The following is a 26,420-nucleotide window of genomic DNA, read 5'->3' on the forward strand; positions in this document are numbered from 1 at the left end:
TGAGGATCTCCACGATTTTGTTTTCTATACAAAAACTTTGATCGGGCCTTAGGCTCTTAGTTCCTTTTTTCTTTCCTTTCTTAAGCAGAGTTCAGGTTAATTAAGAATAGTCTCCCTATATCAGTACATTTCTTCATAATTGGGAAGCATGCTACAACAATATGTTCCTGTGTAACGTAAAATTACCATGCAAAATATAACCAATGGAAACCATTTGGATGATTTCTTCACGCTTTTTTATGTTGTCCTTATATAAGGACAGACTTTAGAACAAAAATAAAGATAAAATGAAGAATAGTCTCCATTTTTATCCATTGAAACTGACTTTATCTAATATTTCAGTTGAAACTTTCTCAAAAGTAGTAAAACAGGTTCCAAAATCGTGAGGCTGTTCATTATAAACCATAGGGTCTACATATAGTTCGAAACGTTGAGCATACTTTTCATGATTTTTTATCAGTGACAGCGCATATCTCATTTCACCAAATGGATTGTTAGTAAATTCCGGCTGCTTATTACCATACCTTGCGACATCTTCATATATAACTCGATTAAATATTGAATACACAATACCTAAATCTAGCTCATAATTGGATTTAATTAAATGCACATCGTAAATATGCCTTACTAACGTTTCATCTTCCCATTCTTCAGGGTTACGCTCAACTAATGCTGTACGCCTAAGCATAGATACAATTTTTTCAACAAAAGTGGATTCAATGTTAACGCATAAGAATTTTTTCACCTCCGAATTACGCCTATATTGTTCAGCCACCAGAGAAGCAATAGAACGAGAATCTGGTTTTTCAAACAGAGTCGTTTCCATTAGCTCAAGTTTTATGATTGGTCTTAAACATGGTGCTATCTGATATTGTTGAGGGTATTTAATTTCAATCTCTATATATCTGTATTCATCACGTTTAATAACCTTACTAGCAATACTAAAAGCTCCATCAGCAACAATAAGAGAAAGAAGTTGTTCATGAAAGCATTTTCGTATTCTTTTTCGTTCCGAACGGCTAATAGATTGCCAGTCAAGGTCATTATAAGGTATGATTTTAAGATCAACATCTTCAGACATTCGCATGATTTTAACGTGTGATTTGGCTAATGCTGAACCTCCACCAAAAACGATTGCAAACACGTCAGATTCAGCATTTGCAATCAGAGTTAATAGATGGACTACCCAATAATCTTTTTCAATGATTGCCGGGTTATTTATTCCTAACGCAAATGCAACCTCAGTAAACTCTTTTTTCAGTTGATCTAACTTTTCCATTTATTATTTTTCTGCCAATTTGTAAACGAGTGCTAAATCTCCGGGAATCAAATTTAAATCTAATTGATGCCGGGATTTGGGTAATTTCACCCTTCATAAATTTGAGAGTCAAATCATCAAAAGTAAAATCAACTTTTTTAAGTTTTAATACTTCAGAAACAATTGAATCTACACCGCCAGGTTTTGCCGGAATAGGCTCACCTGTTAATGTACTCATCCTAGCTTTGGTGTATAAACCATGACCAATTTTTATGAGTAAACCATTCTTTATCAACCGATTAAACCCTCGACCAACTTGATCATAACTGGCTATATCGGAAAAATCTTTACGTTCAAAAACATAGCGTCTCGATTTAAATAATCTCTGCTTTATCTTTTCATAAGAAGTCATAACCCCTCCTTCGATATGTAGAATTGCTGCATACAACAATAGCATAATACGGCATAAACTGACATTCAACTAAAATAAAAATTGTTATAAATCATTTAATTAACGAATATTTTTTTCTAAAAAACCATTCTGACTATAGAACCAACATCCAGTAATGTACAAGCAAATACGAGAATTTAGTCAAACACGAAGTGATCGAGATGGAAATGGTTCATATGGAAAAAAATGAGGCGAGGAAGACCGGTAAGCCGTAGTAAAACTGTTTGTGACATTATAGAGTTTTTAGAGAATTTATAGTGCGTTTTATGTCCTTTAATGCTTGTTCGTATTCCTGATTTTTTTCTTTTAGTGTAATAATCAAACTATTCTCAAACCCATCAGAAAAGTTATTTTTATATAACACTAAAACTTGTTCGGCGAAAAAATCATCATCAATATAGAAATAACACTCTGGTACATTCAATATTTTAGCTATCTGACATGCTACTTCGTATGTCGGAAATACAGATCCTTTTTCATATCTGCTGATTTTTTTTCGTGCTTGTTCTGAATCAATGATTCCTAATGCTTCTCCAACTGCTCGTTGAGATAGACTTTGTGCTTTTCGTGCCGCTATCAATCGCTGTGGCTTCATATGTAAAAAATATAAGTGGTTTCTATGGTTTCATCTTGACTACTTTTTACCACTGTTTCAGAATGCGTGGCAGGCGCACAATATGACCCCTAGAGTCATTTTATGGGTAATTATCAGTACCATGTCAGATTCATTGAAAGCGTAGAAACAGATCAGGTAAGTATCTTTAGCACCAACCGGTCATTTTAGATAAAAAAAAGCTTTATTTACGAGAGCATAAAAAACTGTGGGGCACTTTAATTCAGTTTGCGATAGAATGAGTCACTAAATGTACGTATCAGGCAGCTCACCATGAAATCCTATGTCGTTAGAGTGACACTTCGGGGTGTCAGTTCTATAATCTGGCGTCGCTTTAGGTTATCAAATGAAACGTCTTTAGCAACTTTTCACTATATCATTCAGATCGCTCAAGGATGGCATGATGATCACCTTCATCAATTTTGCTTCTGATATTTTCAGTTTAGTGAACTGTACTTGTCTGAAAGAATTAGGCTCTGACGAATGAGTTAACTCTGCCCGTATCCGGGGAATAATTTTGCCTAATACGCTCATAAGCCACTCATATTTAATTAAAAAATAGTCGTTATGGTTTGAGGCGTCAACGGAACGAATACATCATTACTCTATAGTTAAAATACTAGGTAGATTCACATAATAAGAGTAAAACAAATAGCCCCTGCCATTTCGATTACGAGAATTTCGGAGGTTCCCGCTTATTGTGGACAGACAAAATAATCACTAAGGTTAAATTGTTAACTATGGCAAAATATTAGTTAACAAATTATCGCTTCCTCCTACAAGATCAATCTGTTTTTGCCGCTTTGATAATTTCAGCTAGGCTTTCTATAATTTCTTTTCTTGTTTCGTAGTCAACATCATCTAAAGCCCACTCAGGTGCGTTTGGGTCATCGTAGAGATAGCTGCGGCTCGTATTGTCCTGGTAGATCACTTCCGCCAGCTTTCCAGCGCTGTTGTACTGGTACTGAATAGTGCGACCAGCAGGATCGGTGATACTGACCATCCGGCCATCTTGATACTGGAACTGGAGGGTGCGGCCAAAGCCGTCAGTGATCAACGACAGTTCTCCGCTCAGATAGCTCAGCGTGATGTGATTGCCGTTGGGCTTCTCGATGCCGGTCAGTCGCCCGGCCTCATCATAGGCCTCGACTACTCCGTCAGATTGGGTGTAGCGCCAGCCGGTATCCTCCTTGACCAAGGTGTCATCGGTTTTCCAAGTTGCCACCCAGACAGAGGACGAGTTGTAGAAGGCGAGCTCCTGCCCTTCTGGCCGGTGCAGGACAACCATGTTCTCACCATACTTTGAAGCGTTGACCTCGACGCTCCGTGAGTAGGTATGCCGCCAGCCGCCGATCTCTTCATCAGGAAGGTGGCTATTGTAGTATCTGGTGAATGTGAGCGGGTCGGAGCCTCCACTTTGATAATCCAGCTCAGCCTGGAACTTGTTGCCGGTGCCGAGATGGATAGGGTTCCCCACACACATGGTTGTTGATGGTAAGCCGAGGTCCCTGTCCAGGAAAGGCGTTTTATCCATCTCACCCGGCAGAACGTAGGTTGAACGCCAGTAGACCGTAGCTGGGCCGCCAGTGCAGGTAGTGGGATCATAATCGCCAGTAGCGCCTAGATACTTAAAACAGATCCTGGAGACATAACGGCCATCCCCATAACTGGCAACCGGATAAAGCGTATCCCCAACGGGTATTCCCTTCCCTTGCTCCTCCCCAGAGCGATAATTCTTCATGAAGGAATGCGCGTCCATGATGGTGTTGAAGCGCATTTTGTCTACTTCGGTGCTCACGGCCACAACCCGCCATTGTGCAAAAGCTAAGCACGGCAAGGTTGCGAGCACCACCACGGCCAATGACCGCAGGTTTCGCATCAGTGAAAGGGAAGGTCTCGATCTCATTTACAGCTCCAGTTTTTACGCTGGAGCCATTTTCAGGTAGGAGAGTCGTTATCAACGACTGCGTTTTTGCCCTTTTAGGGTATGAATACGTGATTTGGAGAGCTTGTGTATTCAGAACAGATGAGAAGCAGGTTCAGACTCATCAGCCGGGTCACTCATTTCGCTCAAACACCGTGACAAGAACACGTTTTTGGTTGTCATCGTTGATCACCATCAGGTACTTGAACTTGGAATCTCTATGGCCCCAGACTTCCACGTTATCAACGCGGCCATACTTTCTGGCTTTATGGCGAGCCACCTTTTCGTCAAAGGGCTGAACCTGTAGCTCTGGATGCTGGAGTCGGCCAACGAGTGAGGCCCACGGTTTTTTGGGGTCTCCAGAGGTTATCCGTGCCTGATACTGATCGATGGCATGTTGAGTAACTAGGACGGGGCCAATGGCCGGAGTCAATATTTCGTCATGGGTTTGGGTATAAGTTTGCTTGTCCACATCGAGGAGCTCAACGTTGCCTTCACCCGGCTCATCCATAAACTCCATGCTCTGCGAAACTTCAATAGTAGCGCCCCTTAAACGTCCAGTGAGGCAAGCCGCAAACTTGGATGCAAACGCCTTGGTGGATTTTCCCAGTGCCAGCTTCTTGATCGCACCTTTGGATACCACCAGCTTGTAACCAGCACCAGCACCTGGCTCTCTGCAAAAAACCTGTTTGTCCAGCGCCAGATAGCGAATGGCTACGAGCTCAGCCAAAAGATCCGCCTCTTCGTGGTCAAAATCAATACGGACATCAAGGATGCCTTTCCGTTTTGTACCAACGCGCCAGAATACAAGGGCTGAATTATTTGATGTTTTCTTCGAGACGGTAGTCAATGTCATCATGGTCTATTTCTCCATTGTCGGGATAATGGTCGGCATCGCCGCCAGCACCCCTATTCGTTAGGGTTCATTTAGATGCTATCACGGGTTTTAAAAATGCAACCCCTGGCGTCACTCTATTTATGGTCCCATGTATTTTTATAAGCTCGGGCTAGGCGTTTCTCGATCACTTCTGACAAACTGCAACCATCGACTTCTGACAACCGCTTCAAAATCCTGTGGGCGTTATCGCTTATAGTTATGCTTTTACCAACACCATATCCCCTTCTGCGACGTTGCCTAATAGATGTCCCGAGCTTATTAATTTGCTCTGCTGTCAGATATTTATTAATCCATTCGGTGAGTTCTGAGGGTGAGCGTCCTATGCTATTCAGAATATTCACTGCTTCAAGTTTCTTATCGAATGGAACGTCACGCCAAAACGCTGGACGTGAAGCGGCTCTAAGGAGATAGATTGACGTCGAATGAGCGTCTTCATTGGATACTTTCAAAAAAACACCTCTTACGTTACATGTCACACAAACCATATCGTGACATGTAACACACTAAACCGCAAGTATAAAAAAAGGCCAGCTATTGCTGGCCTTTTCGTTCATTTTCGCAGTTATTCTTTAGGCGTTGTGATGCTTTTTTTCTTTCTGTTTCTCATGGTAGAGATACAGACTGCCGCCAGTGACGACAGTGAAAAATATAAGCAACCCTAACATACCTAATGTGAAAGCGTCCATTTGACCCCCTTAGGAATTGCTGACCTTGGTTAAGATTATACCATAGATCCACAGGATAACCCCAACAAACAACACTAAACCGGCTTCTTTGACGGTAATAGTGTCCCCAGATACAGCCAATCCTACAATACCAACACCGATGGCTGTTACGGCGACCTTACGCAGGTCTTCACCGATAGCTCCCAGAGTCTTCTTGTCAGGAGAGAAAAGACGCACAAACCACGTCTTAATACGCAAAAACTTTTTCATAATTACCTCCATAGTTGAAAAGGAGGCGAATCATGCCCGAGAGGGCATGAACACCCCCTCAGGGTTAAAGTTTTAAGCAGACAAAGCCGATGGCGGCTTTGCCTTATTCATTTTCATTGAGTTAATGATCTTCATCGCTTCGTCAGCAAAAGGACCAGTAACTTGGATAGACTCCCTTCTTGCAAAAGAAGCCGTCACCATCATTCTCTGGCAGTGCATCAGATTACGATACCGAGACCGCATAAGCTCAATGTAAGCCGCAGAGTCACCCTCCCACCCCTCAGGGGGTGAGAAGGAGCACACCTCGTCGTTACCAGGCGTGGTATCGACCTTTGAGACATCAATGACGGGCATACTCATCTCTCCTTCTCGCAATAAAATCGCGCAGGTAGCGAGCATTCGGGAAACCAAGGCTTCCCTGACTCATCAGGACATCGTTCCAGTCAATCCCTTTCGCTCTGGGCGGGATCGGGAGTTTAGGCAACAGGACGTACACACGAATGCCGCGCTTCTCCAGCTTGGCTTTCAGCACGTTCGCTGACTTCTCACCAGTCACAGACTTATCTTTGTCAGCCCAGATCAGTACGGTATGAACACCTTCTGGAACCTCGAAGGACTCCATCAGGGTCGCATTGACCGTTGACCAAACCGGGATTTGAGTGACTCGATAAGCGGAAAGAGCCGTTTCCAGCCCTTCTGCAACACCCAGGATACCCTCAGTCGGTTCACCGAGGTGGATGGCCGCGCCATTGACATCCAAACCGTCCGGAATGGGCATCATCTTCTTGGCGTTGCCGACCTTGGCTTTCTTACCGTTTTGGGTGAGATAGGTGCGGTGGAGCGTTACCAGGTTGCCTTCCACATCTCGGATAGCGCAGACGATAGCCGGGAACTTCCCAACTTCATTGCCATCTTCGTCGTAGTAGGCCATAGCCGGATTGAACCGCAGGCAGTCTGTTTTTTCTACTTCATCGACCTTGAACAGAAGCTCGCGGTTTTTGAAGTACAGACGCATTGGCTCAGTCACATGACTGGAGAACGGCAAACACTCGTTCCATACCTTCTCGATTTTCTCACGGAGACGAGCACTGTAAGCGCGTTCGCGCTCCATTCTCTTCTCCATTTCTTCTTGGAGCTCAAGCAGCCAAGGCTTAGATTGTTCACGAAACATAGGAACAACTTTCGGCTTGTTTTCGCTGCTTTGCTCTTCCGGTTGTATGGCCGCAGCTTGTGCTTGCGGTACCGGAGCTTCTACCGTACGGTTGACCACAGGGGCCGACTCAACATGGTGACTCACCGGCTCAACACCACCGTTCGAGCGAGCGCGGAACTGCGTTACCGTAGCGCCACGACGTTCCACCAACCAGGTGTTGCGATGCGTTTGCATGGGTTGTTCTCTCACAACATTCCCCTGCTCGTCTTTAACTTCAACGACGACAGTTACAGGCTCGCGCCCGAGGTTTGTCATGACGATCTCATCCCCATACTTGGCTTCGCTTTCACCAATAGCTCTTTCAAGATCCACACCCCAAATGGTGCGTTCCAAGCCGCTCTTGTCACGGATGAAGGCAAAGTAGCTGAGCTCATTGTCTTCGTTATACTCGTAGGGAGCTTTACCGTGGGCAATCAGAGTACCGGCAATGGTTTTTTTGCGATTCTTGGAATCGAGAACCTTGTTATTCACCTTCATAGGCTCTTGCTGAACAGGCGCTTTGGCCTGGGCAGGAGCTCGTGTCGGTGCAGCGGATTGTTGATACTGGGGTTGCTCTTTCTCAACTCCCAGATAATCACCAACCTCACTCAGGCACTGCTTAAAATCCCAATTATTGAGCCACATCAGCAGCTCAAAACCGTCATGATTGGCACCGCATGTATTGCATACGCCGCCACCAGTCAGGTGAGCATCTTTGAACAGTCGGAAGCCATCTTTCCCGCCGTGGATAGGGCAAGAAACATGACGACCAGGTTTACGGAGAGCTGGTTCAAGATGGGGCGCTAGGGCCGCCAGGATGAATAGCCAGTTTCCGTTTGCAGCTTCACGAACGGTGTCAGCTTTGTAGTAAGACATAGGTTTTCTCCTTAGCGTGAACCCCAGCATCGAGGCTTCCTTAAACCCCCCGTCGCCAGGGTTTTAAGGAAACCCCGACACCGGGAGGATGTGCCAAGGAGGCTCCCCAGCCGGGGAGTTCTCCCCGGCAAGGGGTTTAAAAAACTCGCCCCCGAAACGGAGGCGATTTTTGTGAATATCACAAGCACAAATGAGTGCCCTCTTCCGAGGCCATCATGACTGTGACATCTGCGGTTACAGGATCTGACTTAATCACAACCTCAGTTGGTTTGAAAAAGCCATCTACAGTAGGCATGGGGTAGTAAAGACGAATCTTTCCCCAGTTCTTGTTGTCGGTAAAAGCCACCTTTGTTTGAGCAACACAAAGCTGCAAAAACATAAAGAGGAAGTCATCTACCGAGTGCTTACCATCTGCACCAAATACTCCATCGACAATTGCCGGGGTTACTGCCACATTCGTCAGGAAACCAGCTTGTTTACCGAGGGAAGATTGGTCCACCAGCAGTCCATCATTGATGGCTTGTTGACGGATTTTGGCGAGGTCCAATTTAGCTACTTGGTTCATAAGGTGTACTCCAAAGTTAATGGGTACACCTACCCCGTGCGGGAAAGTGTACCCGCATGGGGTATTGAAAAGCTTTAAGGTTCCGAGTTTTACTCTGGCAGGATGCGCCAAAGAACGGTCGGAGGAAACGAGTCAGCGACACGCTTCACATTCACGTAAAGAGTGTCCGTAAAGACACGCTCCAAGCGACGACCACTTTGACGATAAACCAACTTAAAATCTTGGAATTTGTTCATGGATACCTCCAGAAATAACGGGAGGTATCTCCAGCAGGAGATAGACTCCCGCAGGGATTAATAAATTAACGTTAATTTGCTGTTTGTTTTTGGCGACCAGCTATCGCACGTTTTCGCCCTCAGGGAGGACAAAATCTGCTTACTGATGGCTTTACCATGAGTAAGAAGACTTGGGAAGTAAAGCAGGGGTTTCCCCCTGCCTTGTTATGCCGCTTTGAGGTGGCGAGAGAAAAAGTCCCTAGTTTGCTGGATAGCTCCCCGGAGAAGTTCTCGTCTGTAACCAGCGTAGCTCTTGTCATCACTGGCAACGGTCAAACCGTGCAGACTCTCTTCACCTAGGACAATCTCGTTTTCACGAGAGAGTACCTCAACACGTAGGCCAAGCACTCGCTCTTTCCCTTCTAGGATAGAACAAATTGTTTGGTCTCTTACTTCGTCATCCCAGTGGCCCATATCGAAATCCCGCTCAGGGAGTTCGGTAACACGCACCAGGTAGCTTTCAGTGGTCCGTTCCCAAACCACTTCATCTTCGCATGGAGAGGCCTCGATCAGCGAGTACCCGTCCGATTCGAGCTTCTTGGAAAGACTTTTCACATCATCCGCCAGCTCCAACACAAAGCGCTCCCAGAGGTCTTGCCAACGCTCGACCATATCCTGGTTGATCCCTTCAATGCCGGTGCCCAGCATGGAATCATCATCAGGGAAGATCCCTGTGAAGTCCACGTTGTCGTCGATGTTCATGCAGTTCCAATGGCTGTAGTGATGCCCGTGACTATTCCGAGTAATGGACAGGTCACAGGAACCATACTCACGGAGGACAGAAAGCATATTTTCAATGTCTTTCTGCGCCATCAGGTTCTTCACGCGGCTGACAGCATCCACTTGGCCGGGCTCAGTGCTGAATAGGCGATTCATGAGAGCTTTGACGTCATCAACGCTCAAATCCCCATAGAAGGCCATTCCATCACCCTGGCAGTACCCGAGACTGTACTCAATCGTCAGATCATCCGGGTATCCGCATTTAACCAGTTCGTTTTGAAAATGCTGTTTAATCATTGGTATCTCCTTAGTTTCAGAGGGAGACACCATCCCCTCAGGGACTGATGTCCCCCGTGGGGTTCGTATTTACAGAGCTTCGTTAAGAGGCTCGTCTAAATCATTAATGCCTGATTCGCAAGCGGGGCAATAAACAGCAGTCATGTACTCTGGCGTATTCGGTGCCGCGCTTTCATTTTCCAGAAGTGCTTCATGGTAAAAGCAAACTGGACATCTAATCGTCTTGGACATCTATATCTCCTTAACGGGAGACTCCTCCCATCAGGGGAAAGCGAGTCCCTGGTGGGTTTAATATTCTGACGTACCGACCCACTCCTTACCAATATAAGCATTCCACACTTGGAAATCTTTATGGTCAAAAGTGAATTTATCTATATCGTCTATCAATATTTCAAAAGACTTAATCTCAATCCCCAAATGAGGCTGAATTTCATCTAGCGAACGTACTTTATTGACAATATCAATATGCTCATCAGCATCGACTAATTGGTTATAAATCGTTACAAGAGTTCCTTTTTTATGAGCCCCAAAAAACTTCCAAGGCTCAATAAATTCGGATTCTATAGTGAAATGTAAGCGCATATTTGAAGGGACGAGCCAAACACTCGACCTCATATATGACTCACTATCCGAATCACCCTCTCTTTGACGAACAACTACACCGTCTTTGTCGATAAGCTGCCAAAATCCCTTAGTCATCGTTACCTCCTGCCAGTAGTTTATCTACTGAATGGCCGAGTCCGTCACCAAACCATTTGTCCAGAGCGTCGATTTCCGGGAAGTCAGATTTCACCTGAGCAACAACACGTTCCATTTTGCTGAGAGCATCCTGGAACTCAATACCATTACCTGTGGCCACCTCAAGTTTGCACTTGATGTAGGCGGAGTAGGTATCACAGGCCTTAACCAGTGATTGTTCATAGCCACCGGGAGCGAAGGCTATGGCAACTGCATCCTGGAGTTCTGCGGGAAGAGTCTGGATGAGCTTGTCCTCTGCGGCCTTTTCCAGTCGTTCAAACTCACGCTGCAAAACAGCATTTGCTTTCTTGACTGGCGTTACGACATCCGAACAGAGAACCTCGGCCGCATCATGCAAACAAGCATGAGCAAGCATGGTTGCCAGATCCACCGACTTCCCTTGCTGAATAGCGATATTGCCAGCCAGGTAGGAAAGTAAGGTAACAACAGCGCTGTGCTCCAACACAGACTCCGGTTGAACAGAGTGCATCAGTGACCAGCGTTTAATCAGGCGTTGGCGCAAGGCCAGAGCTAAAAAGCCGAAATTTGAATTAGACATAGTGCCTCCAAAATTGGTTGGAGGTACACCAAAGCCGACCGGGCCTTGGTGTACCCGGTTGGGTTACTTAGTTATCTCGGGTCAAGCTGCTTAGCTATAACGAGTAAAAACGGATGGAATGGATGATCTTGCGGGACACACCCAACAAACTCACGGGCTAAACCGACTGAGTTGGTAGCCAACACCTCTTTGACGGCCAGAATGATTTCATCGTTGATTTCACTCTGGGTCTTTCGTTGTTGGTCCACTAGGCTCATGCTTCTCTCCTTTGGTTATGGGAGAGAACCCAGGAGGGGTTGCCTCCCGAGGGGTTAGGTTATTGCTGTTTTGGGCCAGCTACCGTTATAGCCAGCAAGCGCTGACAATGAGCAAAGAGTATGACAGCTACCTAAAAGGGTAAACGCTGTAATTGCCCTTTTGGGGTGCAAAAGAAAAAGCCCTCCCGAAGGAGGGCCCAGAGTATTGACAAAGTGCTGGTTTTTTATCCGGCACTTTGCTTTAATCAAATTCCGTTTACCCGACGGAGCTTGCCGCCATGTTAAGAATCCCCCCTCCCCAGACGTTTCCCCCCGAAACGCTCTCACTCGATGACCTCGTGCCTCAAAATCACCTAGTTCGCAAAGTCGATGCCGCCGTTGATTTCGAATTTATCCGGGACTTAGTTGCCCCTTTGTATTGCCACAATAATGGCCGCCCGGCGATAGACCCGGTTATGCTGATTAAGATGATGTTACTGATGTCCTTATTTGGCATCCCCAGCGAACGCCGGCTGGTGCAGGAAATTCAGGTCAATATGGCCTACCGCTGGTTTTTGCGGCTCGGGCTGACAGAGAAAGTCCCGGATGCCTCCACGCTCAGCCAGAATCGGCGGCGCCGATTCAACCATTCCGATGTGTTCCAGCACATTTTCGACAACATTGTCGAACAGGCTATCGGTAGAGGTTTTGTCGGCGGCCGGGAACTTTATACAAACAGCACTCATCTGAAAGCCAGTGCCAATCCCCATCAATCCGACAGTATTCTGCGTCCCGTTCCTTCGGGCGCTTATCTGGACGAGTTGGAAAAAGCAGTGAATGAAGACCGGGCTAAGTCCGGAAAAAAAGCCTGAGCAGGCATAAGGACGGCAAGACAGACCAAAGTCAGTACGACTGACCCGGAAAGCGGGTTTATGCACCGGACGAACAAACCCAAAGGATTCTTCTATCTCGACCACCGTACCGTGGATGGAAAAGCCAATATTATTCTGGATACCTATGCCACAGCGGGCAATGTCCACGACAGCCAGCCCTTGATAGGGCGTCTGACGCGTCAGTTGGATCGATTTCCGCTTAATCCGGTCGCCATCGTACTGGATGCAGGCTATTTTACGGCCCCAGTTTGCCACCTGACCCTGGAGCTGGGTCTGACACCGGTCATCAGTTATCGGCGCCCAAACTAAGGGCCGAATCTCTTTCAAAAGAAACAATTTATTTATGATCCGCAACAGGATTGCTATGTTTGCCCGCAGGGCGAAAAGCTGATTTATACCACCACAAGTCGTCAGGGATACCGTTATTACCGGACGGCGGCGGGTATTTGCCAGAATTGCGCTGGGGCGGCCTGTACCCGGGCGAAAAAGGGAAAAACCATCACACGGCATTCTGGGAAACGGGCAAAGAAAAGGCCAGAGAAATCCAAAAACCTCCGGGGGGCCAAAAGGACCACAATTTCCGAAAACAACCGATAGTACGGAGGGATGCCGAATAAAAGCATCATCAACATCATCGTTATCCCCTTTTTCGGGGTTGCGCCGGTTCAGATACAGTGTGGCAAGGAAAGGCAGCACAAAATATCAAGAAAATAGCTTTACTGGTGGCGGCACTTTATTGGTTTTATGGGTGGTTTACCCGTGAATGTCATGGGGCAGAAAGCCAATCCTGGCAGGAAAAGGGAGTATCGGGTATCTATAAGGAAAAATCGGAAGATAATGAGTGATAACGACAAACCCCGTTACTTTCAACGAGGTTTGTCAGCAGTTTGAGGCGGCCTGAGCCCCCCCTTTTGCGTTTACCGGATCGGTTATTGATTTGAGGAACCGTCCCGAGTATCCGTCCGAAGCAGCACGCCAACTTCATTAGCCGGACGGATAGCTCCCTGCGCTTCCTTTTCCTTGTTGGCATTGGCTTTAAACTTGAACATGAGACTGTACGCCGCCAGCAGGAAGAAACTGAAAATGCCCCAGTAGGTCTGAACAGTGCCCAGAGCCTTGGCCGGGTCACTTGCTGCTCTGTTGGCCGCCTCGACAGCCAGCTTAACCCACTGATTCCAGTCGAACCCTGCCGCAAAAGCAGACAACCAAAACGCGACCGCCACTGGAACGATGAAGATGCACATCAGCACCGCGTTCATCAGGAACCAAAAAAACTGTTTATTTGCGTTCACGCCCCCCCCCTTAACCAAGAAAATTGAAGGCGTGTTCCAAGTTAACCCCTGCAACAACACCGATAGCGAACATCACCTGCCAGACGAGAAACTGCCAGGAGATGAATGAGCCAGAAGAGCTTTCGCTTTCTCTGACGTGAGTTTGAGTGGACATAGACCCTCCAAATAACTTGTCGTCATCCCGGAGTAATCGTCTCTTAATTGAACAATGTCGGCACAGTGCTGTTACGGCCCATTTTGGGCACCTTGAGGATGTTTATTCGATAGGGGAAGAAAAGATGGGGAGAAAAACTTTCACATGTGAAAGTTCAAAAGCGGCCAATGGCCGCCTGTTTCACATTGTTCTGTTGTGCCGGAGTTCTCGATAAGCATCCCATGCTTGCTCTGATGAGACACCGCGACGGCCAACGTCCGTGGCGCACTCAAGGTCCATCTTGTACTGCTTAACCTTCTGGTCTGCTGTATCGCCCCAGCTCATGGCTGATGGGTACTTGGAAACCAGAAACACATTTTCAAGTTCAGCCTGATAGTAGTCGTTTTGTAGCAGAGGTTCAGTTTCACCATCATCCCAGCGGATGTAAGCCTTATCCTGGAGAGCTTTCAAATGCAAAGGCACCAGTAATGTGGAGATTACTTCGTCAGCCCGGATGTCCTTGTAAGCACACCAGTGTGGCTTAACGGTGATCACACCATTAACCAAAACGATGTCACACGCCAACGTGGCTTCCACATTATCGTTGACATCTTGACGCGCATAGATTTCCACAAAACCAACCTGTTTGGTATCAACCTTGTCGATGAAACTCCAAAAGCTGGGGTACGACGTTCCATCGCTAATCGTCAACCAACCGTCATGCTCTTTCAACATTCGATTCAGTTGTGCGGTGAAGAACTCTGCTGACACTTTTCTTGCCAGGGACTCCATATCACTCAGTCGTAAAGTGGCTCCTCCACTCCCTTCATACACATCTCCAAAAAAGAAATCTCTTTTACGTATTAGGTTTTGCCTCCTTTAATTGCTTGCTGGGTCAGCTTGATCCAGTTCAACGGGTTTTCACAGTCAACATGGTTGGCAGCGGCACCAACCACTGTTTTGTATGCCTCAGTGCCAGCCGCTGTGTGTACCGCCAGCATAAACGAAAACATAGGATCATTTTGCATAGTGCCTATCATCATTGTACTGGAGGTGTCTCTTAGCTGGCAGTTTTGAACCCTAAGGTTGAGCACATTTTTTGCCACCATTTCACAGTCAGGACACACCTTCTCAAGGTTCTTGAGCTTTGCGTCGTCATTGAGCACATCAAGTGCTGCGATGGTAGTACCGGTCATAAACAATCCCAGCACCAGCAGATGAATTTTCTTGGTTACGTTCATGGTTCCTCTCTATATCATTCCAATTTCGTTTCGGTAGAAGAACAGTGGCCCAGTGACTGTTCTGAGTTCCGGCGTTACTTGCTTTACTCTTGAGCAGATATGCTGCTTGAAGAAGTTGTGGTATCCGTACATAGCCGGTCCTGTAAATACGGAGTAAATAACGATAGTGATGGCCGCACCAGCGGCCCACCCAATTGTGTTTGGAGAGAAAAGGTCTGACACATCAGCGATACGTTCAGGTTCAATCAAGCGGCATACCACCAGCACCCAAAACCACGCTATTGGCATAACAAAGACCATTTTCCCCATGCAAGCAATTAACATTTTCACCAAGTTCATGCTCTGCGCCCAGTAAAGCCACAATGATGACAAAGACTGGCGCCGCAACACCTGATAAACGTTCAACGGGATGTCACACAAATGCACCCCATCTTGGTTAAAAACGGCATAACTCATCACCCCCTCCTATACACGTTTCTGCAAGTTGCCAAACGTCAGGCCGACAAGAACACAACAAGTCATCATCGTCAGCGGAATAACAACCGGGTCAAGAGCTATAGGGATGAAAAAAGCGATAAACAAACCAGCCATCAGGTACATTGTTCCGCGAACGCTATAACGATGTAGAACCGGGCTTGCATAATCGAAATTGGTTCGCTTGATACGCCAGGTCATCATCCCGTCATACACAGCAGGCGCAAACAGGATGAGCATATAGGGAGTCCACGCAGTCAACAGAGCCAGTCTCGTGTAAAATTGATAAATGACGTTGACTAACGCCTCCATGCGCCCTTTGACCCACGCAAACCAACCCTTACCCATGTCTTGCATCCCCTTGGACTTCTGACGCTCCTCTTCCGATGGGATCAGAGTTTGGTACATACCTTCGTAGAATCCTGAATCAATAATGCCCGACCGGAACCAAGTAGATGCTTTGTCCTGTATCCAGTCTCTGGCTTCGGTGCCAAGGCTCTGTTCCACCAGCACAGATTCCCGTTTAATTGCTTTGTCTGTCCAATCACCTGGGATTAACAGCAATATTGCCAGCATTTCAATAACCAGCAGCCATGCGACCAGTAACCACGGCTTCTTCATAGTCAGTCCTCCTTAAAACAGTTTTCACGCTCTCACAGGTGATGAGCTCATACAGCAAGCCACGCAAAGAGGTCTCATCTTCATGGGGCTGCGAGTTAATGGATAATTCTCCTGGATGAGAAGAAAGCCACAGGGAGAATGACTCTCCTGAATCTACGGACCATGAATTACCGCCACTATCGACAATTTGCACTTCCAGCGCACGACAGGTTTCAGTGATCAGGGTTTCCAAAAATGCCCCAATCCTGGCAGGGTCTTCGTATTTCTCTCTCTGCTCATGAAACACGAGCTGGCTGTAGCGATGCAGAGCTTCTTCGATGATCGGGTAAATCACTGGCTCCTGATTCGCCTTAATCCCGTCTGTGATGTAGCAGCTTAGCTTCTCGATGATGACCTCTGATGCAGGCCAGTCGAATTGAAGGATGCTCAAGATATGAGCGTTCTTGCGGCCACGACTTTTCAATTCATTCATAACCCTGTCAAAAGGGTTTACATCGACCATGATGGCTACCTCGTAATCTCTATACTTCTTGTCACACATAGCTCTACTCTTATTGGGTCAATATGGGCAGACGGCCTTTAACAATGGTTCCGCCTGAAATCTTGGCTATGTATTCCAGGTTAGGAAGCATCCCAAGTAGCTGGGCTGGGAATAGATCCGCTTCCTCTTCCATCAAACGCTCGCCTTGGTTGCCTCCGTGCATAATGGGTTCCTTACCATCGGAGTTCTGGCCTTGGGTTCGCATGACATACTTGAGCCTGGTCTTCGGCAGGTTATCCGCGATGTATTCCTGGGTTTCTCCATCAACAATACGAAGAGCAAAAGTGTTGTTGATGTTCCCCAGCACCTGGAGTGCTTTGTCTTTGCTACCCAGTCGAGCAGCGAAGTCAGCAAAAGTCTGGGTTGCAACGAAGAGACGAAGTTTCGCGCCGCGCCCCTTGTTCAGAAGCTGGATGAATGGGTCGTTGATCACCTCAGCAGCCTCGTCCACAAATATGTTTACGGGTCTGTTGTTGACCCCATAGTTGTATCTGTCACCCGCAACTGCTGTCAGGTCAGACAGGAAAATGGACCCCATAGCACTACCAACCATGTTATCGGTCAGAGAGTCGAGTCCCAGATAAGCTACTTGGGAGTTATTGATAATCTTGGCGGAGTCGGTGATTTGACGTTCATCGCTAAGATCAGAAGAGTCTGGCGACAGGAGCGGCCCAAGCTCTCCAGAAGTAAGCATATTCATGATTGGCAGAAGGTTCGCCACCATTTTGGAGAAGTGAGTTTGGTCGTGTTGGAACATCGACAGCAGACCTTCAAGATCTGAGTTTGGATGTTCAGGCTGGATGACGTCGTAATAAAACTTCATCAAAGCGAAAGCGATCTTCTCACGAGAACCATTTTTGGCTTTCTCCAAGTAAGCCGCAGCTTCTGCTTCCCAATCAGGCATCACTCGTTCGGAGTAGGCTTGAACGGATTTGATAACCAGACCAGCAGCTCCACCTTCAAGGAAGCGACGGAGCTTTGTCAGATTAGGACGGTCATGAGTGATTACCAAACCCTGAGCGATATTGTTCAGTGCTTGCCAACCAAATGATTTGAACGGGTCAGCTCCTGCTTCTGACGGGATCAACGCGGCCAAACGACTTGCTATCTCTGTCACACGGGTGAAGTTCCGTAGAGGGTCAATACGCACAGATTCTTCTGGGAATGCTGGATGGAATGAGACGAACCTTTCCGGTTGTCCCATAGCCTCACAGGCACGTCGGGCATTATCCCGCATCTCCTTATCCCCTTTCGGGTCAATGATGATCACGGCCTCCCCACGCAGAATAGCCTGTGAGATCAGGATGTCGAACATACGGGTCTTGCCCGAGCCGGTGGTCCCTACAATTAGAGTGTGCCCCTCTGTATGCTTGAGAGGCTGCATCAATTTTTCTTCTTTTGGCTCAACCCCGTGAATCCAAGGCTGACCGATTGGCAACTCTTTTCTCTTACCCTGTATTTTTCGGACAACCTTTTTAACCGTCGATTCTTTTCCGACGATAGAGGTCCAATCTCGTTTAAGGATCTCAAACACGCGCTGGGCATGACGGTTTTCCCACAGGAATCCACTACCAAGCCACATATCTTCCGGCGTGTCCTTGATGTACTTCTGGAGCTCCGTAATAGAGATAAACTCTAAGTCTCGGCCCTTCAAATGCTTTTGGAGCAAGTGGAGCTTGATAGCCTTAGGCAAACGAGCCATTGCCATCACTCCACAGATCCCCGTCATCCAATAAAAGGGCTCTGGAGGCATAGTGCTGACCTGCTCCACGGCCAAAGCAGCACCGGACGCAGCAAGCCAGCCTGCTACAGCATTTTTTTCATAGTTAGGCCGCCACGGCATCTCGTAGGCGAGCGGGTCATAACTCATTGTCATGTTTCATCTACCTCTAAATACAATTTTCCTTGACGTTTTTTGAGCAAAGGGCGTTTCTGTGCCCGGCTCAACATCCCGCAGAGGATGTGTTTGTTGATGCCGATGTTTTCCCCGGCAATCATGTCGAACGCTTTATCACTCGTTACTAAGCAGCCGTCTTCTTCCAAGACAGGTGTAACTAGCCATCTCCCCGAGCGTTTCAGGATCATGTCCTTGAGGATAAGAATCGCTTTCTCAGGGGTAACACCTGGCGGCAAGAAGTCTTCGTCTTTGATGTCTTTCGGGTTTGTTTTAGCCTTTGGCGGTTCAAACTCCCTCACCTCTTGCTCCTCCCTTTCTCGCACCTCGATGTGACCCAGTTCCTTTTCACGCTCAACTTTGGTAACTACAACAGCTTCGGGTTGAGCTTCTCTCTTAGGAAGGCGAGCCACGTTCTGTTTTTCTTCAATCGGCTTGTGTTCATGCCCCTCAACCACAGAGGAGGTGTCACCTTTTTTCTCCTTTTGAGGTTTCTGAGCAGTTTTTCCTTTCGTGTCTTTTGCCAGTGCAGCTTGCCCTGATTCAGCATCATGCTTCTGTTGTTGTGGTTTTTTCTGTGCCGGTTTGCTTTGTTGCTTCGGAGCAGACTTGCTCTTTCTGACATCAGAATCAGGAGGGGACACAAGTTCAAAGACGTCCTGGTATCCACCCATTGACGCTTCTACCTCCTTGATGGCCGCTACGACTGCATCTGAAAGTTGTTGCGCCAGCACAATAGCTTTCACACCGCTGAAATCTCGGACTTTACGACCAGGCATAATCGGGTCTGGAACAATCGCATTAGCATGGGATAGTTTTGAGAGGACTTCTGACGGCGCACCTAATGACCGAGCACCTTCTGGGTACAAGATGACGGCCTGGCCCTTCATCAGACATAGAACCTCTCCCAACGTCTTTTTCCCTTCCAGAACAGGCATAATCGCCTGTTCAAGCAGAGCAGATGCTTCGCCATAGCCAGCAAGCATCTCAGACAGTAATGTCTTAGCGTCCTTTTCCTGCTGGTTAGGTTTGTCCGTTTGTGACAGTTCTGTTGTGGCAGAAGTATCTTCTGGCTCAACAGCCAACATAGGTAATGGTTCAATCACCCATGACGGAGGTTCATCTGAACCACTAAACATGGGGAAGTCATCGCCTTGTAGGGAGTTTTGTTCTTGCGGAACGAAGTCAGGTTTAGGCTGTTCGAGCTCTGCCTCGTTGGTGTTTTTAAGGCTCTCTGCGTCAGCGCTGCCTGTTTCAGGCGATGCGTTGAATGCGTCAAATGGGAAGTCGATGTCACCCAGCCCACCCCCAACATCCTTGAGGGCTTGCAGTGGGTTATCGTTCGCCAACGGTGGCGCGTTTTTGGCGATGTCCTGAGGGGACAACTCTTCTTTTGTCTCAGGTTTCTCTGTTTGTTCTTCCGTATCTTTTTTGGGTTTAGCTTTAACCTGTTTTCCCTTGCTTGGTGTTGTGGCTGGTGCTGCTTTAGGCGAGTCCTTTGTTTCAGCCGCGCCTTGGACCGGTGTACCTTCGGGTTCCGTTGAAGTGCTTTTCAGCATTTCCATCGCATCACCGAAACCGAGACCGGCTAGAGCTTTCTCAGCTTCCTGTTCTGCGGCCAACATGTCATCGTTCAGAGCCGCTCCGTCTTCATCTTGATCGTCATCACTCTCATCAGGGTCAACGAACTCAATCTCAGCGTCCTCAACGTCTCCAACAACTTCTGCTGCAACTGCTGATGGTGGCTCATTGGTAAACACCAAGTCGTTTGATTCGAGACGGAGCATCAGGATCTTCACGGAACCAGCCGCTTCCTGGAGCATCTCAGGCAAAACTTCCCAGTAGCGGTAGTACGCACGTTCGCCTTTTTCCTGCACCGTGTTTGGCACAGCAAAACCGCGCTCGATGAGAATGTCGGCCAACGTATCTGGATCTCTTGGAATGCCGGGGATTTTGTCTTGACTGATCAAATCATAGAGATCTCCAAGTTGTTTCCATGCGATGAAAACACCTTGGTTTAGATGCCAAACTTTCGCGCCAGGCTCATTGACCTTCCATTTCCCAGTTTTCACCAGACGACGGATAGCATCAAACACATACCTCTCTACAGGAACACCATAAGAGAACTCATCAACATCGAGACGGCTTTGGCGAAGGTCCCTTGAAACACTCTCTTGGTCAGCACGAAGCATTAACCTTGTAACAGGCTGATTGACAGTTGTTCCTGAAATAGCTTCAAGCATCGCCTCGATGATGGAAGGGCCTGACTTAGAAAGAAACTCCTGCGTCTCAGCCGGAATAATTCGATGCCAAGCCAGCAGCGAGAATTGCTCATGCCTTTTATGTCTCTTATCGCGCCACCGGATAAAGTAACGATCTATTTCGTGACGGTGCGCCCAGTCATGAAGAGACTCTGAATAAGGATTCCATGTAATCGATCCGTCTTTGTCCGTAATGGACACATCTGACAACGGTTTGCCAACATCATGCAGGAGTCCGGAGAAGCAACTAGCCAGTCGCCAACGAGGTTCATTGTCGCGGCGTTCCCGAGGCGTCCCCTCGATTGAAAAAATAACCGACTCAGATGCCTGAGTTGCCCAAAAGGCTACTTCAAGCCCATGCCGGAACAACCCACCAGCTCCACGGTGATGGTGAGATTCGGAAGCTGGCAGCAAGTGAACAAACGCGGCATACCGTTGGATCACCGGCAAAACAAGCCGGTTGAAGTCGTCCACAGTGAAACCGAGAGAGTTCCTCACTTTCTCAATTAGTTCAGCTTGGGTTGCCAGTATCTTGTCTAGTGGGGCCACTGGCAGACCCTTGGCAAAAGGCGGGTATCGAGGGATTTCTTCATCTTCCACGTCTTTAAGCGGCAACACTCTGGCGCTTGGCGCGGTCTCGATCACTCCACCTCGCCCACCAAATAACTTGTTCAGGGCTTTCAGCATGTAGGTTGACCATATTCCTATCGTATTTTTCGTCAGTACATGCTCTCAAAACACGTTTAGATCGCACACACGCCTATCTGTCCAATTTGGGCAGTTTGAGAAACCAGCTTTCCATCTCCCCCCTTTTAGAATGGGTTCATCGACAATTTTTAATGAGGAACGACACGATGAGACAACTGTTAGCAATTCTGGGAGTGGCAATTCTGGCCGGGTGTGCCTCTAACGCCCCTGAACAAAAACCCCAATCCCAGGTATCCCCTGCGGAGAATGACAAACCTGCCCGAGTTAACCGGGAACTTTCTATCGCATGGGACAACATGGGGCGCGGTGGTGCGGCATTACGCCAACCGGGTTATATCCATGTATTGGGCGACGGTAATGTCAGCGCAACGATCAACAAGGCCAAAGATGATTCCAATGATGCAGTTAAAACACCGGTTGGAATAAAGCAACAGGGGGATGTAGGCGAAGCCATCAATACCTTCAAGTCCATGAACAAAGGTAAAGGCTACTCGCTGTATGAGCTGTCACGCTGGGAACGCTATTGCGATAGCGGCAAGGGCATGGATGAGCACGATTGGCGCTTTATTGAGGGTGAAGGTGCCACGAACATCCCCCAAGACGTTGTGACTGGCTGCATACCGCCCACTCATAACTACCAAGATTACCTGAATGCCTGGACGCACTTTTGCTCCAGTCAGGCCGTAACAGACGCAGATCGCCGTATTGTGCGCGATTCAGTCCGTCCCTATTCTGTGGTGAACCCATGCAAAGCTCTGAAATAAGAAATCACACAGAGCCTGGCCGAAAGGCTGAGCTCTTCGACGCTTTATTAATCATGCTCCAGGAGGCTGGTTCGAGGGGTAATACCCACGAAGCGGCCTATGTCATTTCTGGAGTCCTCGAAAACCTTTCCAGAGACTATCCCGAGATAAAAGTTCTTGCCCAAAACTGGACCGAGCTGGCGAATCTGGAATCAAAGATGAAGGGAGCTGCGTAATGGACCTTTATATCTGCGAAAAGCCTTCTCAGGCCAAAGACTTGGCAGGAGTAATGAAAGCCTCCCAAAGGGGGGATGGGTTTATCCACGATGGAGGAAACAGGGTTATTACTTGGGCCTTCGGCCACCTTCTGGAATTGTATATGCCAGACGACTATGACGAACGATACAAGTCATGGTCACTGGAGACTCTTCCCATTGCTCCTGAATCCTGGCGGTACAACGTTCGCAAGAGTGCGCTAAAGCAGTACAAAATCGTTGAAGGCCTAGTAAAAAAGGCCAACACCATCTACATCTCTACCGACTACGACCGTGAAGGCGAAGCTATCGCCCGTTCGCTTTTGGATCGATTCCGCTACTCTGGTCCTATCCGTCGGGTTTGCTTGACTGCACTCGATGAGTCGAGCATCAAGAAAGCGCTGAATAACGTCAAGGACGGCAAAGAAACAGTTTCGCTCTACTACGCTGCACTGGCAAGGCAACGTGCTGACTGGCTGGTGGGAATGAACGTAAGCCGACTCTATACCGTGCTGGCACGAGACGTAGGTTTCAACCATACCCTTCACGTAGGTAGGGTCATCACACCTACTGTCGCTCTCGTGTGTCAACGAGATCGAGAGATCGCGGGTTTCACACCCTCCCCATACTGGACTCTGGGCGTGAACGTATCCGTGCAAAATGGTCAGTTTGCCGCTCAGTGGATACCGCCAGAGGAGTGTAGTGACGAACAAGGCCGATGTATCAATAAGGCCTATGCCGAGCAGGTAGCCTCTCAGGTTAACGGTGCCAATGCCGTTATCAGCAAGGCAGAGACAAAACCTGGAAAAGAGTCTGCTCCCCTTCCCTTCGATCTGACTTCATTGCAGCAATACGCAAGTAAACGATGGGGATATACAGCCCAGCAGGTGCTTGATGCAGCCCAAGCTCTGTACGAAACACACAAAGCAACAACCTACCCTCGTACCGACAGTCGTTACCTGCCAGAGAGCCAAAAGGAAGACATTCCTGACATCCTACAGGCGCTAATTTTGTCCGATCAAAACGTCTCGGGGCTGGTGGCTGGCGCAGACCCTCACCGCAAGGCCAGAGTATTCAATGACTCTAAAGTGACCGCGCACCACGCGATCATTCCAACACCAGCAAGAACAGACATCAGTGCCATGTCTGAGATCGAGTTAAATCTCTACGACGCCATCCGTCGTTTCTACATCGCGCAGTTCTACAGCGAGTTCGAGTTCACCAAAACCTCCATCGAGGTGCAGTGTGGACGTCACCTCTTTGCCGCTTCTGGTAAGACTCCGACCAAACAAGGCTGGAAGGTTTTGTTTGCTTCTGACAGCGAAAGTAGCCCCAAGGATGAAGGAGAAGATACGGACGCGCCGGTTGAACAGGAGAAGCTCCCCAGGGTTAGTCAGGGCGAACCTGCCTTGCTCAATGGTACTGAGCTGATGAACAAAATGACGCGGCCAGCACCACACTTCACAGAAGCCACATTACTTGCCGCGATGGAGAACATTGCCCGGTTTGTGACTGAGGAGAAGTTCAAGCAGATCCTCAAAGACACAGCCGGTTTGGGCACTCCAGCAACACGCGCCAGCATCATCCAGGGAGCTGTAGATAAAGGCTATTTCAAGCGTCAGAAAAAGGTTCTGCTTGCAACAGATAAGGCTCATGCACTTATCGCTGTGCTTCCACCAGCAATCAAGTCACCTGGCATGACTGCGGCCTGGGAACAAGAGCTTGAAAAAGTCGCCAGTGGCTCCGGAAACATGTCTGTCTTCATGAAACAGATTTCCACTTGGATTTGCCAGATGGTCGATCAGCTCAAAGTGGCCTCGCCAGTTCTGACAAAAGAAGGTGGCGCGATGGCTAAAGCATTTGAAGGCGCGAAACCTCCCTCACACGAATGCTTTAACTGTGGTGGAGAGATGCACCGAATCAGAGGTAAAAATGGCTTCTTCTGGGGTTGTCAGAACGAGGCTTGTAAAAAAACATTCCCTGATAATAGAGGTAAACCCGAGAAGCGCATCGCTGCGGAGGATTGCCCAGACTGCCCGGATTGCGGTAGCCCTATGCGCCTTAGAAAAGGGAAAGCACCAGGTAAAAAACGAGCCTCTAAGTTTTGGGGTTGCACAGCTTATCCAGACTGCAAAGGCACAATGCCTTTCAAAAAATCAGACTTAGAATGAGGAATTAACTATGTTCGGATCAATCATCTTAGCTACCATACTAACCACAAGTTCAGCCATTACCGAAGATACAGGTAAAAGTATTTCATCTGGATTAATGGCTGCGTCAGCAAGTTATTTGGCGCAAACCATAATGCCGCTTACTTCTGGACTGAAAAGTAATCATAGCTATCAGACCACGGAAGCAGTTGATATGGCAAAGGCTTTGGGAAGTCTAAAAGATCTTCCTGAATTTATTTACGTCATTACTGATGTAAATGCCCACATGGCCGATATGTGTAACCGTGTCTGGGAGCCACAATCTTTGGCCCTAACCCCATTCATTGTAGAGATGGTAGAACTGCGAAAAGCAAATGAAAATAGCGCCTACGAAAAGGTGCTATCCGAACTCAACTGCTCGCTTTTAGAAGATTAAAAAAAGGGGCCTGATGACCGGCCCCTAATTTCAATTGACTAAATTTCTTTGTTGCAACTCACTCTAATTCACATGAATGGCGAATACTTCAACCGGGTCCGACCCAAAGTGAGGATGCGTAATAATAATCTGAGAAAAACCACGCCAAGGCCTAACTTCTATCCTGGACATGTCGCCAGCCTTTGGATAGCCACACTTAACATAGACTTCATCATAATCACGGCCTTCAAGCCTCTTTTTCCAATACTCGGTAACGAGGCGATATTCATCTGATTTTTCTCCAGACTTAATTTGATCGAAGTAAATCTTTTTTACTGGCAGATGAAGTATTCGTTTTTTCATAATCACACTTAGGGAGTAAATTTGGGGCATCGAGGCATCCGGCAAAAAACTCCTTTTTCAATTTCCGTCTCTCTTGTTTCATGAGCCAGTATAATATCCGCAATAACACGAATATTTCCCTCGTAGTTGCAAATGGCCGCGTCCCTCATAGTATTTAAGGTATCTTGACACTTCGCTCGCCTGAATTTAACAAGCCAACTTTGCCGATCTATCTTGTCCACACCAAATCCCATTTAACGAACCATGTATCCAGCTTTTTTGGCAGCAACATCAAGTTCGGCGGAAAAACTGACGTCGGACTTATCTGCCGCATTATAAAGAGCTCCACACGTAGGCCATGAGCGGCCCACCAGTTTCATAGCCAACGCATCCGCCAGCATTTCTCTGATCTGTGTTTCAGCCTCACCAAACTCGGCCAGAGTTTCATCTATGCCAGACTCTTCCATCAGCTCGATGAGCTGCGGCTGTTTGAGCCAGATGCCTGTTTGCATTTCCAACTGGTCCCTGGCATCGGCCACCAATTGGCGTTCAAGGGTAACTCCATTCGCGGTTGTAACAACTTGCTTTGGCTGACACTTTACTTTTTTAGGCCTGGACACATCAGAGATAACCGTCACCGGCTTTCCACGCAGTTCACGCGGCAACGGTCCACTTAGCCCCAGAACTATGCGACGAGCGTACTCATGCTCGTATGGTTTCAACCCTCGACCTTCACGGTACATCTCAGTATCCACCAGCAGATCATCGCGCTGCCTCGCATTTTTCCTGGCTTGTTCGGAAAAGACTGATTTACCTTTTCCACTTGTTCCCATAACGAACGTATGATCCCCTGCGTTGTTATCAAAAAACATAGTGTCTCCTACTTGTATAAATTTATGATCTTCTCGTTCAAATAGCTGG

The 26,420-nt window shown here is 47.6% G+C and carries 33 protein-coding genes and 2 pseudogenes; 6 read left to right on the forward strand and 29 right to left on the reverse strand.

Going from position 1 to position 26,420, the window contains the following annotated elements:
• Positions 1-307: 307 nt before the first annotated feature.
• The 3 genes from PTE_RS08600 to PTE_RS26985 form a co-directional block, all read right to left on the reverse strand.
• On the reverse strand, positions 308-1,279 hold the full coding sequence (locus PTE_RS08600) for a nucleotidyl transferase AbiEii/AbiGii toxin family protein (protein WP_036845092.1): 972 nt from the start codon (positions 1,277-1,279) through the stop codon (positions 308-310).
• On the reverse strand, positions 1,242-1,670 hold the full coding sequence (locus PTE_RS08605) for a hypothetical protein (protein WP_036845095.1): 429 nt from the start codon (positions 1,668-1,670) through the stop codon (positions 1,242-1,244). The genes PTE_RS08600 and PTE_RS08605 overlap by 38 nt, the downstream gene beginning before the upstream one ends.
• A 271-nt stretch (positions 1,671-1,941) precedes the next feature.
• Positions 1,942-2,289, reverse strand: coding sequence for a helix-turn-helix domain-containing protein (locus PTE_RS26985; RefSeq protein ID WP_339366719.1), 348 nt, complete (start codon positions 2,287-2,289; stop codon positions 1,942-1,944).
• Positions 2,290-2,595: 306 nt separating this feature from the next.
• Between PTE_RS26985 and PTE_RS23595 the strand changes: the two genes are divergently transcribed.
• Positions 2,596-2,754, forward strand: coding sequence for an IS1096 element passenger TnpR family protein (locus PTE_RS23595; protein WP_081738189.1), 159 nt, complete (start codon positions 2,596-2,598; stop codon positions 2,752-2,754).
• Here the strand turns inward: PTE_RS23595 and PTE_RS25650 are convergent.
• The 15 genes and pseudogenes from PTE_RS25650 to PTE_RS08665 all read right to left on the reverse strand — a co-directional run bounded on the left by PTE_RS25650 (position 2,680) and on the right by PTE_RS08665 (position 11,558).
• Complete coding sequence (locus PTE_RS25650; RefSeq protein WP_165577076.1) at positions 2,680-2,856, reverse strand: hypothetical protein; 177 nt, start codon at positions 2,854-2,856, stop codon at positions 2,680-2,682. The two genes, PTE_RS23595 and PTE_RS25650, sit on opposite strands and share 75 nt — an antisense overlap.
• A gap of 250 nt (positions 2,857-3,106) precedes the next feature.
• Complete coding sequence (locus PTE_RS08615) at positions 3,107-3,856, reverse strand: DUF6531 domain-containing protein (protein ID WP_394346978.1); 750 nt, start codon at positions 3,854-3,856, stop codon at positions 3,107-3,109.
• A 94-nt stretch (positions 3,857-3,950) separates the two neighbouring features.
• Complete coding sequence (locus PTE_RS26430; protein ID WP_245219026.1) at positions 3,951-4,283, reverse strand: hypothetical protein; 333 nt, start codon at positions 4,281-4,283, stop codon at positions 3,951-3,953.
• Positions 4,284-4,379: 96 nt separating this feature from the next.
• Positions 4,380-5,105: a hypothetical protein gene (locus PTE_RS08620; protein WP_036845104.1), complete on the reverse strand. Its 726-nt coding sequence runs from the start codon at positions 5,103-5,105 to the stop codon at positions 4,380-4,382.
• A gap of 113 nt (positions 5,106-5,218) precedes the next feature.
• Positions 5,219-5,593: a hypothetical protein gene (locus PTE_RS08625; protein ID WP_081738190.1), complete on the reverse strand. Its 375-nt coding sequence runs from the start codon at positions 5,591-5,593 to the stop codon at positions 5,219-5,221.
• Positions 5,594-5,839: 246 nt separating this feature from the next.
• Positions 5,840-6,079, reverse strand: a complete 240-nt coding sequence (locus PTE_RS08630; protein WP_021326768.1) for a hypothetical protein — start codon at positions 6,077-6,079, stop codon at positions 5,840-5,842.
• Between the two features lie 72 nt (positions 6,080-6,151).
• A complete protein-coding gene (locus tag PTE_RS08635) occupies positions 6,152-6,433 on the reverse strand; it encodes a hypothetical protein (protein ID WP_036845109.1) in 282 nt (93 codons plus the stop codon).
• Complete coding sequence (locus PTE_RS08640; protein WP_425339429.1) at positions 6,420-7,769, reverse strand: DUF7146 domain-containing protein; 1,350 nt, start codon at positions 7,767-7,769, stop codon at positions 6,420-6,422. Before PTE_RS08640 ends, PTE_RS08635 begins: the two co-directional genes overlap by 14 nt.
• Positions 7,770-7,835: 66 nt before the next feature.
• Positions 7,836-8,147: pseudogene (locus tag PTE_RS27230) on the reverse strand (primase-helicase zinc-binding domain-containing protein); the annotation flags it as partial.
• A 178-nt stretch (positions 8,148-8,325) separates the two neighbouring features.
• The gene (locus PTE_RS08645; RefSeq protein ID WP_036845112.1) at positions 8,326-8,712 is read right to left on the reverse strand and encodes a hypothetical protein; all 387 of its coding nucleotides are present in this window, start codon (positions 8,710-8,712) and stop codon (positions 8,326-8,328) included.
• Between the two features lie 440 nt (positions 8,713-9,152).
• Positions 9,153-10,004 carry a hypothetical protein gene (locus tag PTE_RS08650; protein WP_036845114.1) on the reverse strand — a complete coding sequence of 284 codons (852 nt, stop codon included), beginning with the start codon at positions 10,002-10,004 and terminating at the stop codon, positions 9,153-9,155.
• A 69-nt stretch (positions 10,005-10,073) separates the two neighbouring features.
• Positions 10,074-10,235, reverse strand: a complete 162-nt coding sequence (locus PTE_RS25670; protein WP_165577082.1) for a hypothetical protein — start codon at positions 10,233-10,235, stop codon at positions 10,074-10,076.
• Between the two features lie 57 nt (positions 10,236-10,292).
• Positions 10,293-10,703, reverse strand: coding sequence for a hypothetical protein (locus PTE_RS08655; protein ID WP_036845119.1), 411 nt, complete (start codon positions 10,701-10,703; stop codon positions 10,293-10,295).
• On the reverse strand, positions 10,696-11,301 hold the full coding sequence (gene yfbR / locus PTE_RS08660) for a 5'-deoxynucleotidase (RefSeq protein WP_036845122.1): 606 nt from the start codon (positions 11,299-11,301) through the stop codon (positions 10,696-10,698). Before yfbR ends, PTE_RS08655 begins: the two co-directional genes overlap by 8 nt.
• Before the next feature lie 71 nt (positions 11,302-11,372).
• Complete coding sequence (locus tag PTE_RS08665; RefSeq protein ID WP_036845125.1) at positions 11,373-11,558, reverse strand: hypothetical protein; 186 nt, start codon at positions 11,556-11,558, stop codon at positions 11,373-11,375.
• 278 nt (positions 11,559-11,836) lie between these two features.
• On the opposite strand from PTE_RS08665, the pseudogene PTE_RS24495 reads away from it, so the two are divergent.
• Positions 11,837-13,182 (forward strand): annotated as a pseudogene (locus PTE_RS24495) (IS1182 family transposase); the annotation flags it as partial.
• 177 nt (positions 13,183-13,359) lie between these two features.
• Here PTE_RS24495 and PTE_RS08680 read toward each other — a convergent pair.
• The 9 genes from PTE_RS08680 to mobH all read right to left on the reverse strand — a co-directional run bounded on the left by PTE_RS08680 (position 13,360) and on the right by mobH (position 21,574).
• Positions 13,360-13,722, reverse strand: coding sequence for a hypothetical protein (locus PTE_RS08680; RefSeq protein ID WP_245219017.1), 363 nt, complete (start codon positions 13,720-13,722; stop codon positions 13,360-13,362).
• Between the two features lie 10 nt (positions 13,723-13,732).
• Complete coding sequence (locus tag PTE_RS25680) at positions 13,733-13,876, reverse strand: hypothetical protein (protein ID WP_165577083.1); 144 nt, start codon at positions 13,874-13,876, stop codon at positions 13,733-13,735.
• A 180-nt stretch (positions 13,877-14,056) separates the two neighbouring features.
• Positions 14,057-14,488 carry a hypothetical protein gene (locus PTE_RS08685; protein ID WP_245219018.1) on the reverse strand — a complete coding sequence of 144 codons (432 nt, stop codon included), beginning with the start codon at positions 14,486-14,488 and terminating at the stop codon, positions 14,057-14,059.
• A gap of 230 nt (positions 14,489-14,718) precedes the next feature.
• Positions 14,719-15,096 (reverse strand): hypothetical protein, encoded by a 378-nt coding sequence (locus PTE_RS08690; RefSeq protein WP_036845134.1) that lies wholly within the window; start codon positions 15,094-15,096, stop codon positions 14,719-14,721.
• 9 nt (positions 15,097-15,105) lie between these two features.
• Positions 15,106-15,552, reverse strand: a complete 447-nt coding sequence (locus PTE_RS08695; RefSeq protein ID WP_036845137.1) for a hypothetical protein — start codon at positions 15,550-15,552, stop codon at positions 15,106-15,108.
• A 9-nt stretch (positions 15,553-15,561) separates the two neighbouring features.
• The gene (locus tag PTE_RS08700) at positions 15,562-16,191 is read right to left on the reverse strand and encodes an IncC plasmid conjugative DNA transfer DtrJ family protein (RefSeq protein ID WP_036845140.1); all 630 of its coding nucleotides are present in this window, start codon (positions 16,189-16,191) and stop codon (positions 15,562-15,564) included.
• Entirely contained in the window at positions 16,148-16,693 is a 546-nt protein-coding gene (locus PTE_RS08705; protein WP_245219020.1) for a hypothetical protein, read from the reverse strand. Before PTE_RS08705 ends, PTE_RS08700 begins: the two co-directional genes overlap by 44 nt.
• A 49-nt stretch (positions 16,694-16,742) precedes the next feature.
• Entirely contained in the window at positions 16,743-18,608 is a 1,866-nt protein-coding gene (gene traD, locus PTE_RS08710; protein WP_081738191.1) for a conjugative transfer system coupling protein TraD, read from the reverse strand.
• The gene (mobH, locus tag PTE_RS22785; RefSeq protein ID WP_051477307.1) at positions 18,605-21,574 is read right to left on the reverse strand and encodes a MobH family relaxase; all 2,970 of its coding nucleotides are present in this window, start codon (positions 21,572-21,574) and stop codon (positions 18,605-18,607) included. Before mobH ends, traD begins: the two co-directional genes overlap by 4 nt.
• Before the next feature lie 167 nt (positions 21,575-21,741).
• Between mobH and PTE_RS08720 the strand changes: the two genes are divergently transcribed.
• The 4 genes from PTE_RS08720 to PTE_RS08735 are packed head-to-tail and all read left to right on the forward strand — an operon-like array spanning position 21,742 to position 25,178.
• A complete protein-coding gene (locus PTE_RS08720; RefSeq protein WP_036845145.1) occupies positions 21,742-22,359 on the forward strand; it encodes a hypothetical protein in 618 nt (205 codons plus the stop codon).
• Positions 22,341-22,574 (forward strand): hypothetical protein, encoded by a 234-nt coding sequence (locus PTE_RS08725; protein ID WP_036845147.1) that lies wholly within the window; start codon positions 22,341-22,343, stop codon positions 22,572-22,574. Before PTE_RS08720 ends, PTE_RS08725 begins: the two co-directional genes overlap by 19 nt.
• Positions 22,574-24,763: a DNA topoisomerase III gene (locus PTE_RS08730; RefSeq protein ID WP_036845149.1), complete on the forward strand. Its 2,190-nt coding sequence runs from the start codon at positions 22,574-22,576 to the stop codon at positions 24,761-24,763. The genes PTE_RS08725 and PTE_RS08730 overlap by 1 nt, the downstream gene beginning before the upstream one ends.
• 10 nt (positions 24,764-24,773) lie before the next feature.
• Positions 24,774-25,178 (forward strand): hypothetical protein, encoded by a 405-nt coding sequence (locus tag PTE_RS08735; protein WP_036845152.1) that lies wholly within the window; start codon positions 24,774-24,776, stop codon positions 25,176-25,178.
• A 63-nt stretch (positions 25,179-25,241) separates the two neighbouring features.
• On the opposite strand, the gene PTE_RS08740 is transcribed toward PTE_RS08735, so the two are convergent.
• Positions 25,242-25,520 (reverse strand): hypothetical protein, encoded by a 279-nt coding sequence (locus PTE_RS08740; protein ID WP_036845221.1) that lies wholly within the window; start codon positions 25,518-25,520, stop codon positions 25,242-25,244.
• A 233-nt stretch (positions 25,521-25,753) separates the two neighbouring features.
• The gene (locus PTE_RS08750; protein ID WP_036845156.1) at positions 25,754-26,371 is read right to left on the reverse strand and encodes a hypothetical protein; all 618 of its coding nucleotides are present in this window, start codon (positions 26,369-26,371) and stop codon (positions 25,754-25,756) included.
• Between the last annotated feature and the right edge of the window lie 49 nt (positions 26,372-26,420).

It is taken from the genome of Photorhabdus khanii NC19 (assembly GCF_000517265.1).
GTDB lineage: Bacteria > Pseudomonadota > Gammaproteobacteria > Enterobacterales > Enterobacteriaceae > Photorhabdus > Photorhabdus khanii.

What these genes read in the sequence shown, in the direction of transcription:
- PTE_RS08600 (WP_036845092.1), bottom strand. Translation starts at nt 1,279, where the DNA reads ATGGAAAAGTTAGATCAACTGAAAAAAGAGTTTACTGAGGTTGCATTT.
- PTE_RS08605 (WP_036845095.1), bottom strand. Translation starts at nt 1,670, where the DNA reads ATGACTTCTTATGAAAAGATAAAGCAGAGATTATTTAAATCGAGACGC.
- PTE_RS23595 (WP_081738189.1), top strand. Translation starts at nt 2,596, where the DNA reads ATGAAATCCTATGTCGTTAGAGTGACACTTCGGGGTGTCAGTTCTATA.
- PTE_RS25650 (WP_165577076.1), bottom strand. Translation starts at nt 2,856, where the DNA reads ATGAGCGTATTAGGCAAAATTATTCCCCGGATACGGGCAGAGTTAACT.
- PTE_RS08615 (WP_394346978.1), bottom strand. Translation starts at nt 3,856, where the DNA reads ATGGATAAAACGCCTTTCCTGGACAGGGACCTCGGCTTACCATCAACA.
- PTE_RS08620 (WP_036845104.1), bottom strand. Translation starts at nt 5,105, where the DNA reads ATGATGACATTGACTACCGTCTCGAAGAAAACATCAAATAATTCAGCC.
- PTE_RS08630 (WP_021326768.1), bottom strand. Translation starts at nt 6,079, where the DNA reads ATGAAAAAGTTTTTGCGTATTAAGACGTGGTTTGTGCGTCTTTTCTCT.
- PTE_RS08635 (WP_036845109.1), bottom strand. Translation starts at nt 6,433, where the DNA reads ATGCCCGTCATTGATGTCTCAAAGGTCGATACCACGCCTGGTAACGAC.
- PTE_RS08640 (WP_425339429.1), bottom strand. Translation starts at nt 7,769, where the DNA reads ATGAAGGTGAATAACAAGGTTCTCGATTCCAAGAATCGCAAAAAAACC.
- PTE_RS08645 (WP_036845112.1), bottom strand. Translation starts at nt 8,712, where the DNA reads ATGAACCAAGTAGCTAAATTGGACCTCGCCAAAATCCGTCAACAAGCC.
- PTE_RS08650 (WP_036845114.1), bottom strand. Translation starts at nt 10,004, where the DNA reads ATGATTAAACAGCATTTTCAAAACGAACTGGTTAAATGCGGATACCCG.
- PTE_RS25670 (WP_165577082.1), bottom strand. Translation starts at nt 10,235, where the DNA reads ATGTCCAAGACGATTAGATGTCCAGTTTGCTTTTACCATGAAGCACTT.
- PTE_RS08655 (WP_036845119.1), bottom strand. Translation starts at nt 10,703, where the DNA reads ATGACTAAGGGATTTTGGCAGCTTATCGACAAAGACGGTGTAGTTGTT.
- yfbR (WP_036845122.1), bottom strand. Translation starts at nt 11,301, where the DNA reads ATGTCTAATTCAAATTTCGGCTTTTTAGCTCTGGCCTTGCGCCAACGC.
- PTE_RS08665 (WP_036845125.1), bottom strand. Translation starts at nt 11,558, where the DNA reads ATGAGCCTAGTGGACCAACAACGAAAGACCCAGAGTGAAATCAACGAT.
- PTE_RS25680 (WP_165577083.1), bottom strand. Translation starts at nt 13,876, where the DNA reads ATGTCCACTCAAACTCACGTCAGAGAAAGCGAAAGCTCTTCTGGCTCA.
- PTE_RS08690 (WP_036845134.1), bottom strand. Translation starts at nt 15,096, where the DNA reads ATGAACGTAACCAAGAAAATTCATCTGCTGGTGCTGGGATTGTTTATG.
- PTE_RS08695 (WP_036845137.1), bottom strand. Translation starts at nt 15,552, where the DNA reads ATGAGTTATGCCGTTTTTAACCAAGATGGGGTGCATTTGTGTGACATC.
- PTE_RS08700 (WP_036845140.1), bottom strand. Translation starts at nt 16,191, where the DNA reads ATGAAGAAGCCGTGGTTACTGGTCGCATGGCTGCTGGTTATTGAAATG.
- PTE_RS08705 (WP_245219020.1), bottom strand. Translation starts at nt 16,693, where the DNA reads ATGGTCGATGTAAACCCTTTTGACAGGGTTATGAATGAATTGAAAAGT.
- traD (WP_081738191.1), bottom strand. Translation starts at nt 18,608, where the DNA reads ATGACAATGAGTTATGACCCGCTCGCCTACGAGATGCCGTGGCGGCCT.
- mobH (WP_051477307.1), bottom strand. Translation starts at nt 21,574, where the DNA reads ATGCTGAAAGCCCTGAACAAGTTATTTGGTGGGCGAGGTGGAGTGATC.
- PTE_RS08720 (WP_036845145.1), top strand. Translation starts at nt 21,742, where the DNA reads ATGAGACAACTGTTAGCAATTCTGGGAGTGGCAATTCTGGCCGGGTGT.
- PTE_RS08725 (WP_036845147.1), top strand. Translation starts at nt 22,341, where the DNA reads ATGCAAAGCTCTGAAATAAGAAATCACACAGAGCCTGGCCGAAAGGCT.
- PTE_RS08730 (WP_036845149.1), top strand. Translation starts at nt 22,574, where the DNA reads ATGGACCTTTATATCTGCGAAAAGCCTTCTCAGGCCAAAGACTTGGCA.
- PTE_RS08735 (WP_036845152.1), top strand. Translation starts at nt 24,774, where the DNA reads ATGTTCGGATCAATCATCTTAGCTACCATACTAACCACAAGTTCAGCC.
- PTE_RS08740 (WP_036845221.1), bottom strand. Translation starts at nt 25,520, where the DNA reads ATGAAAAAACGAATACTTCATCTGCCAGTAAAAAAGATTTACTTCGAT.
- PTE_RS08750 (WP_036845156.1), bottom strand. Translation starts at nt 26,371, where the DNA reads ATGTTTTTTGATAACAACGCAGGGGATCATACGTTCGTTATGGGAACA.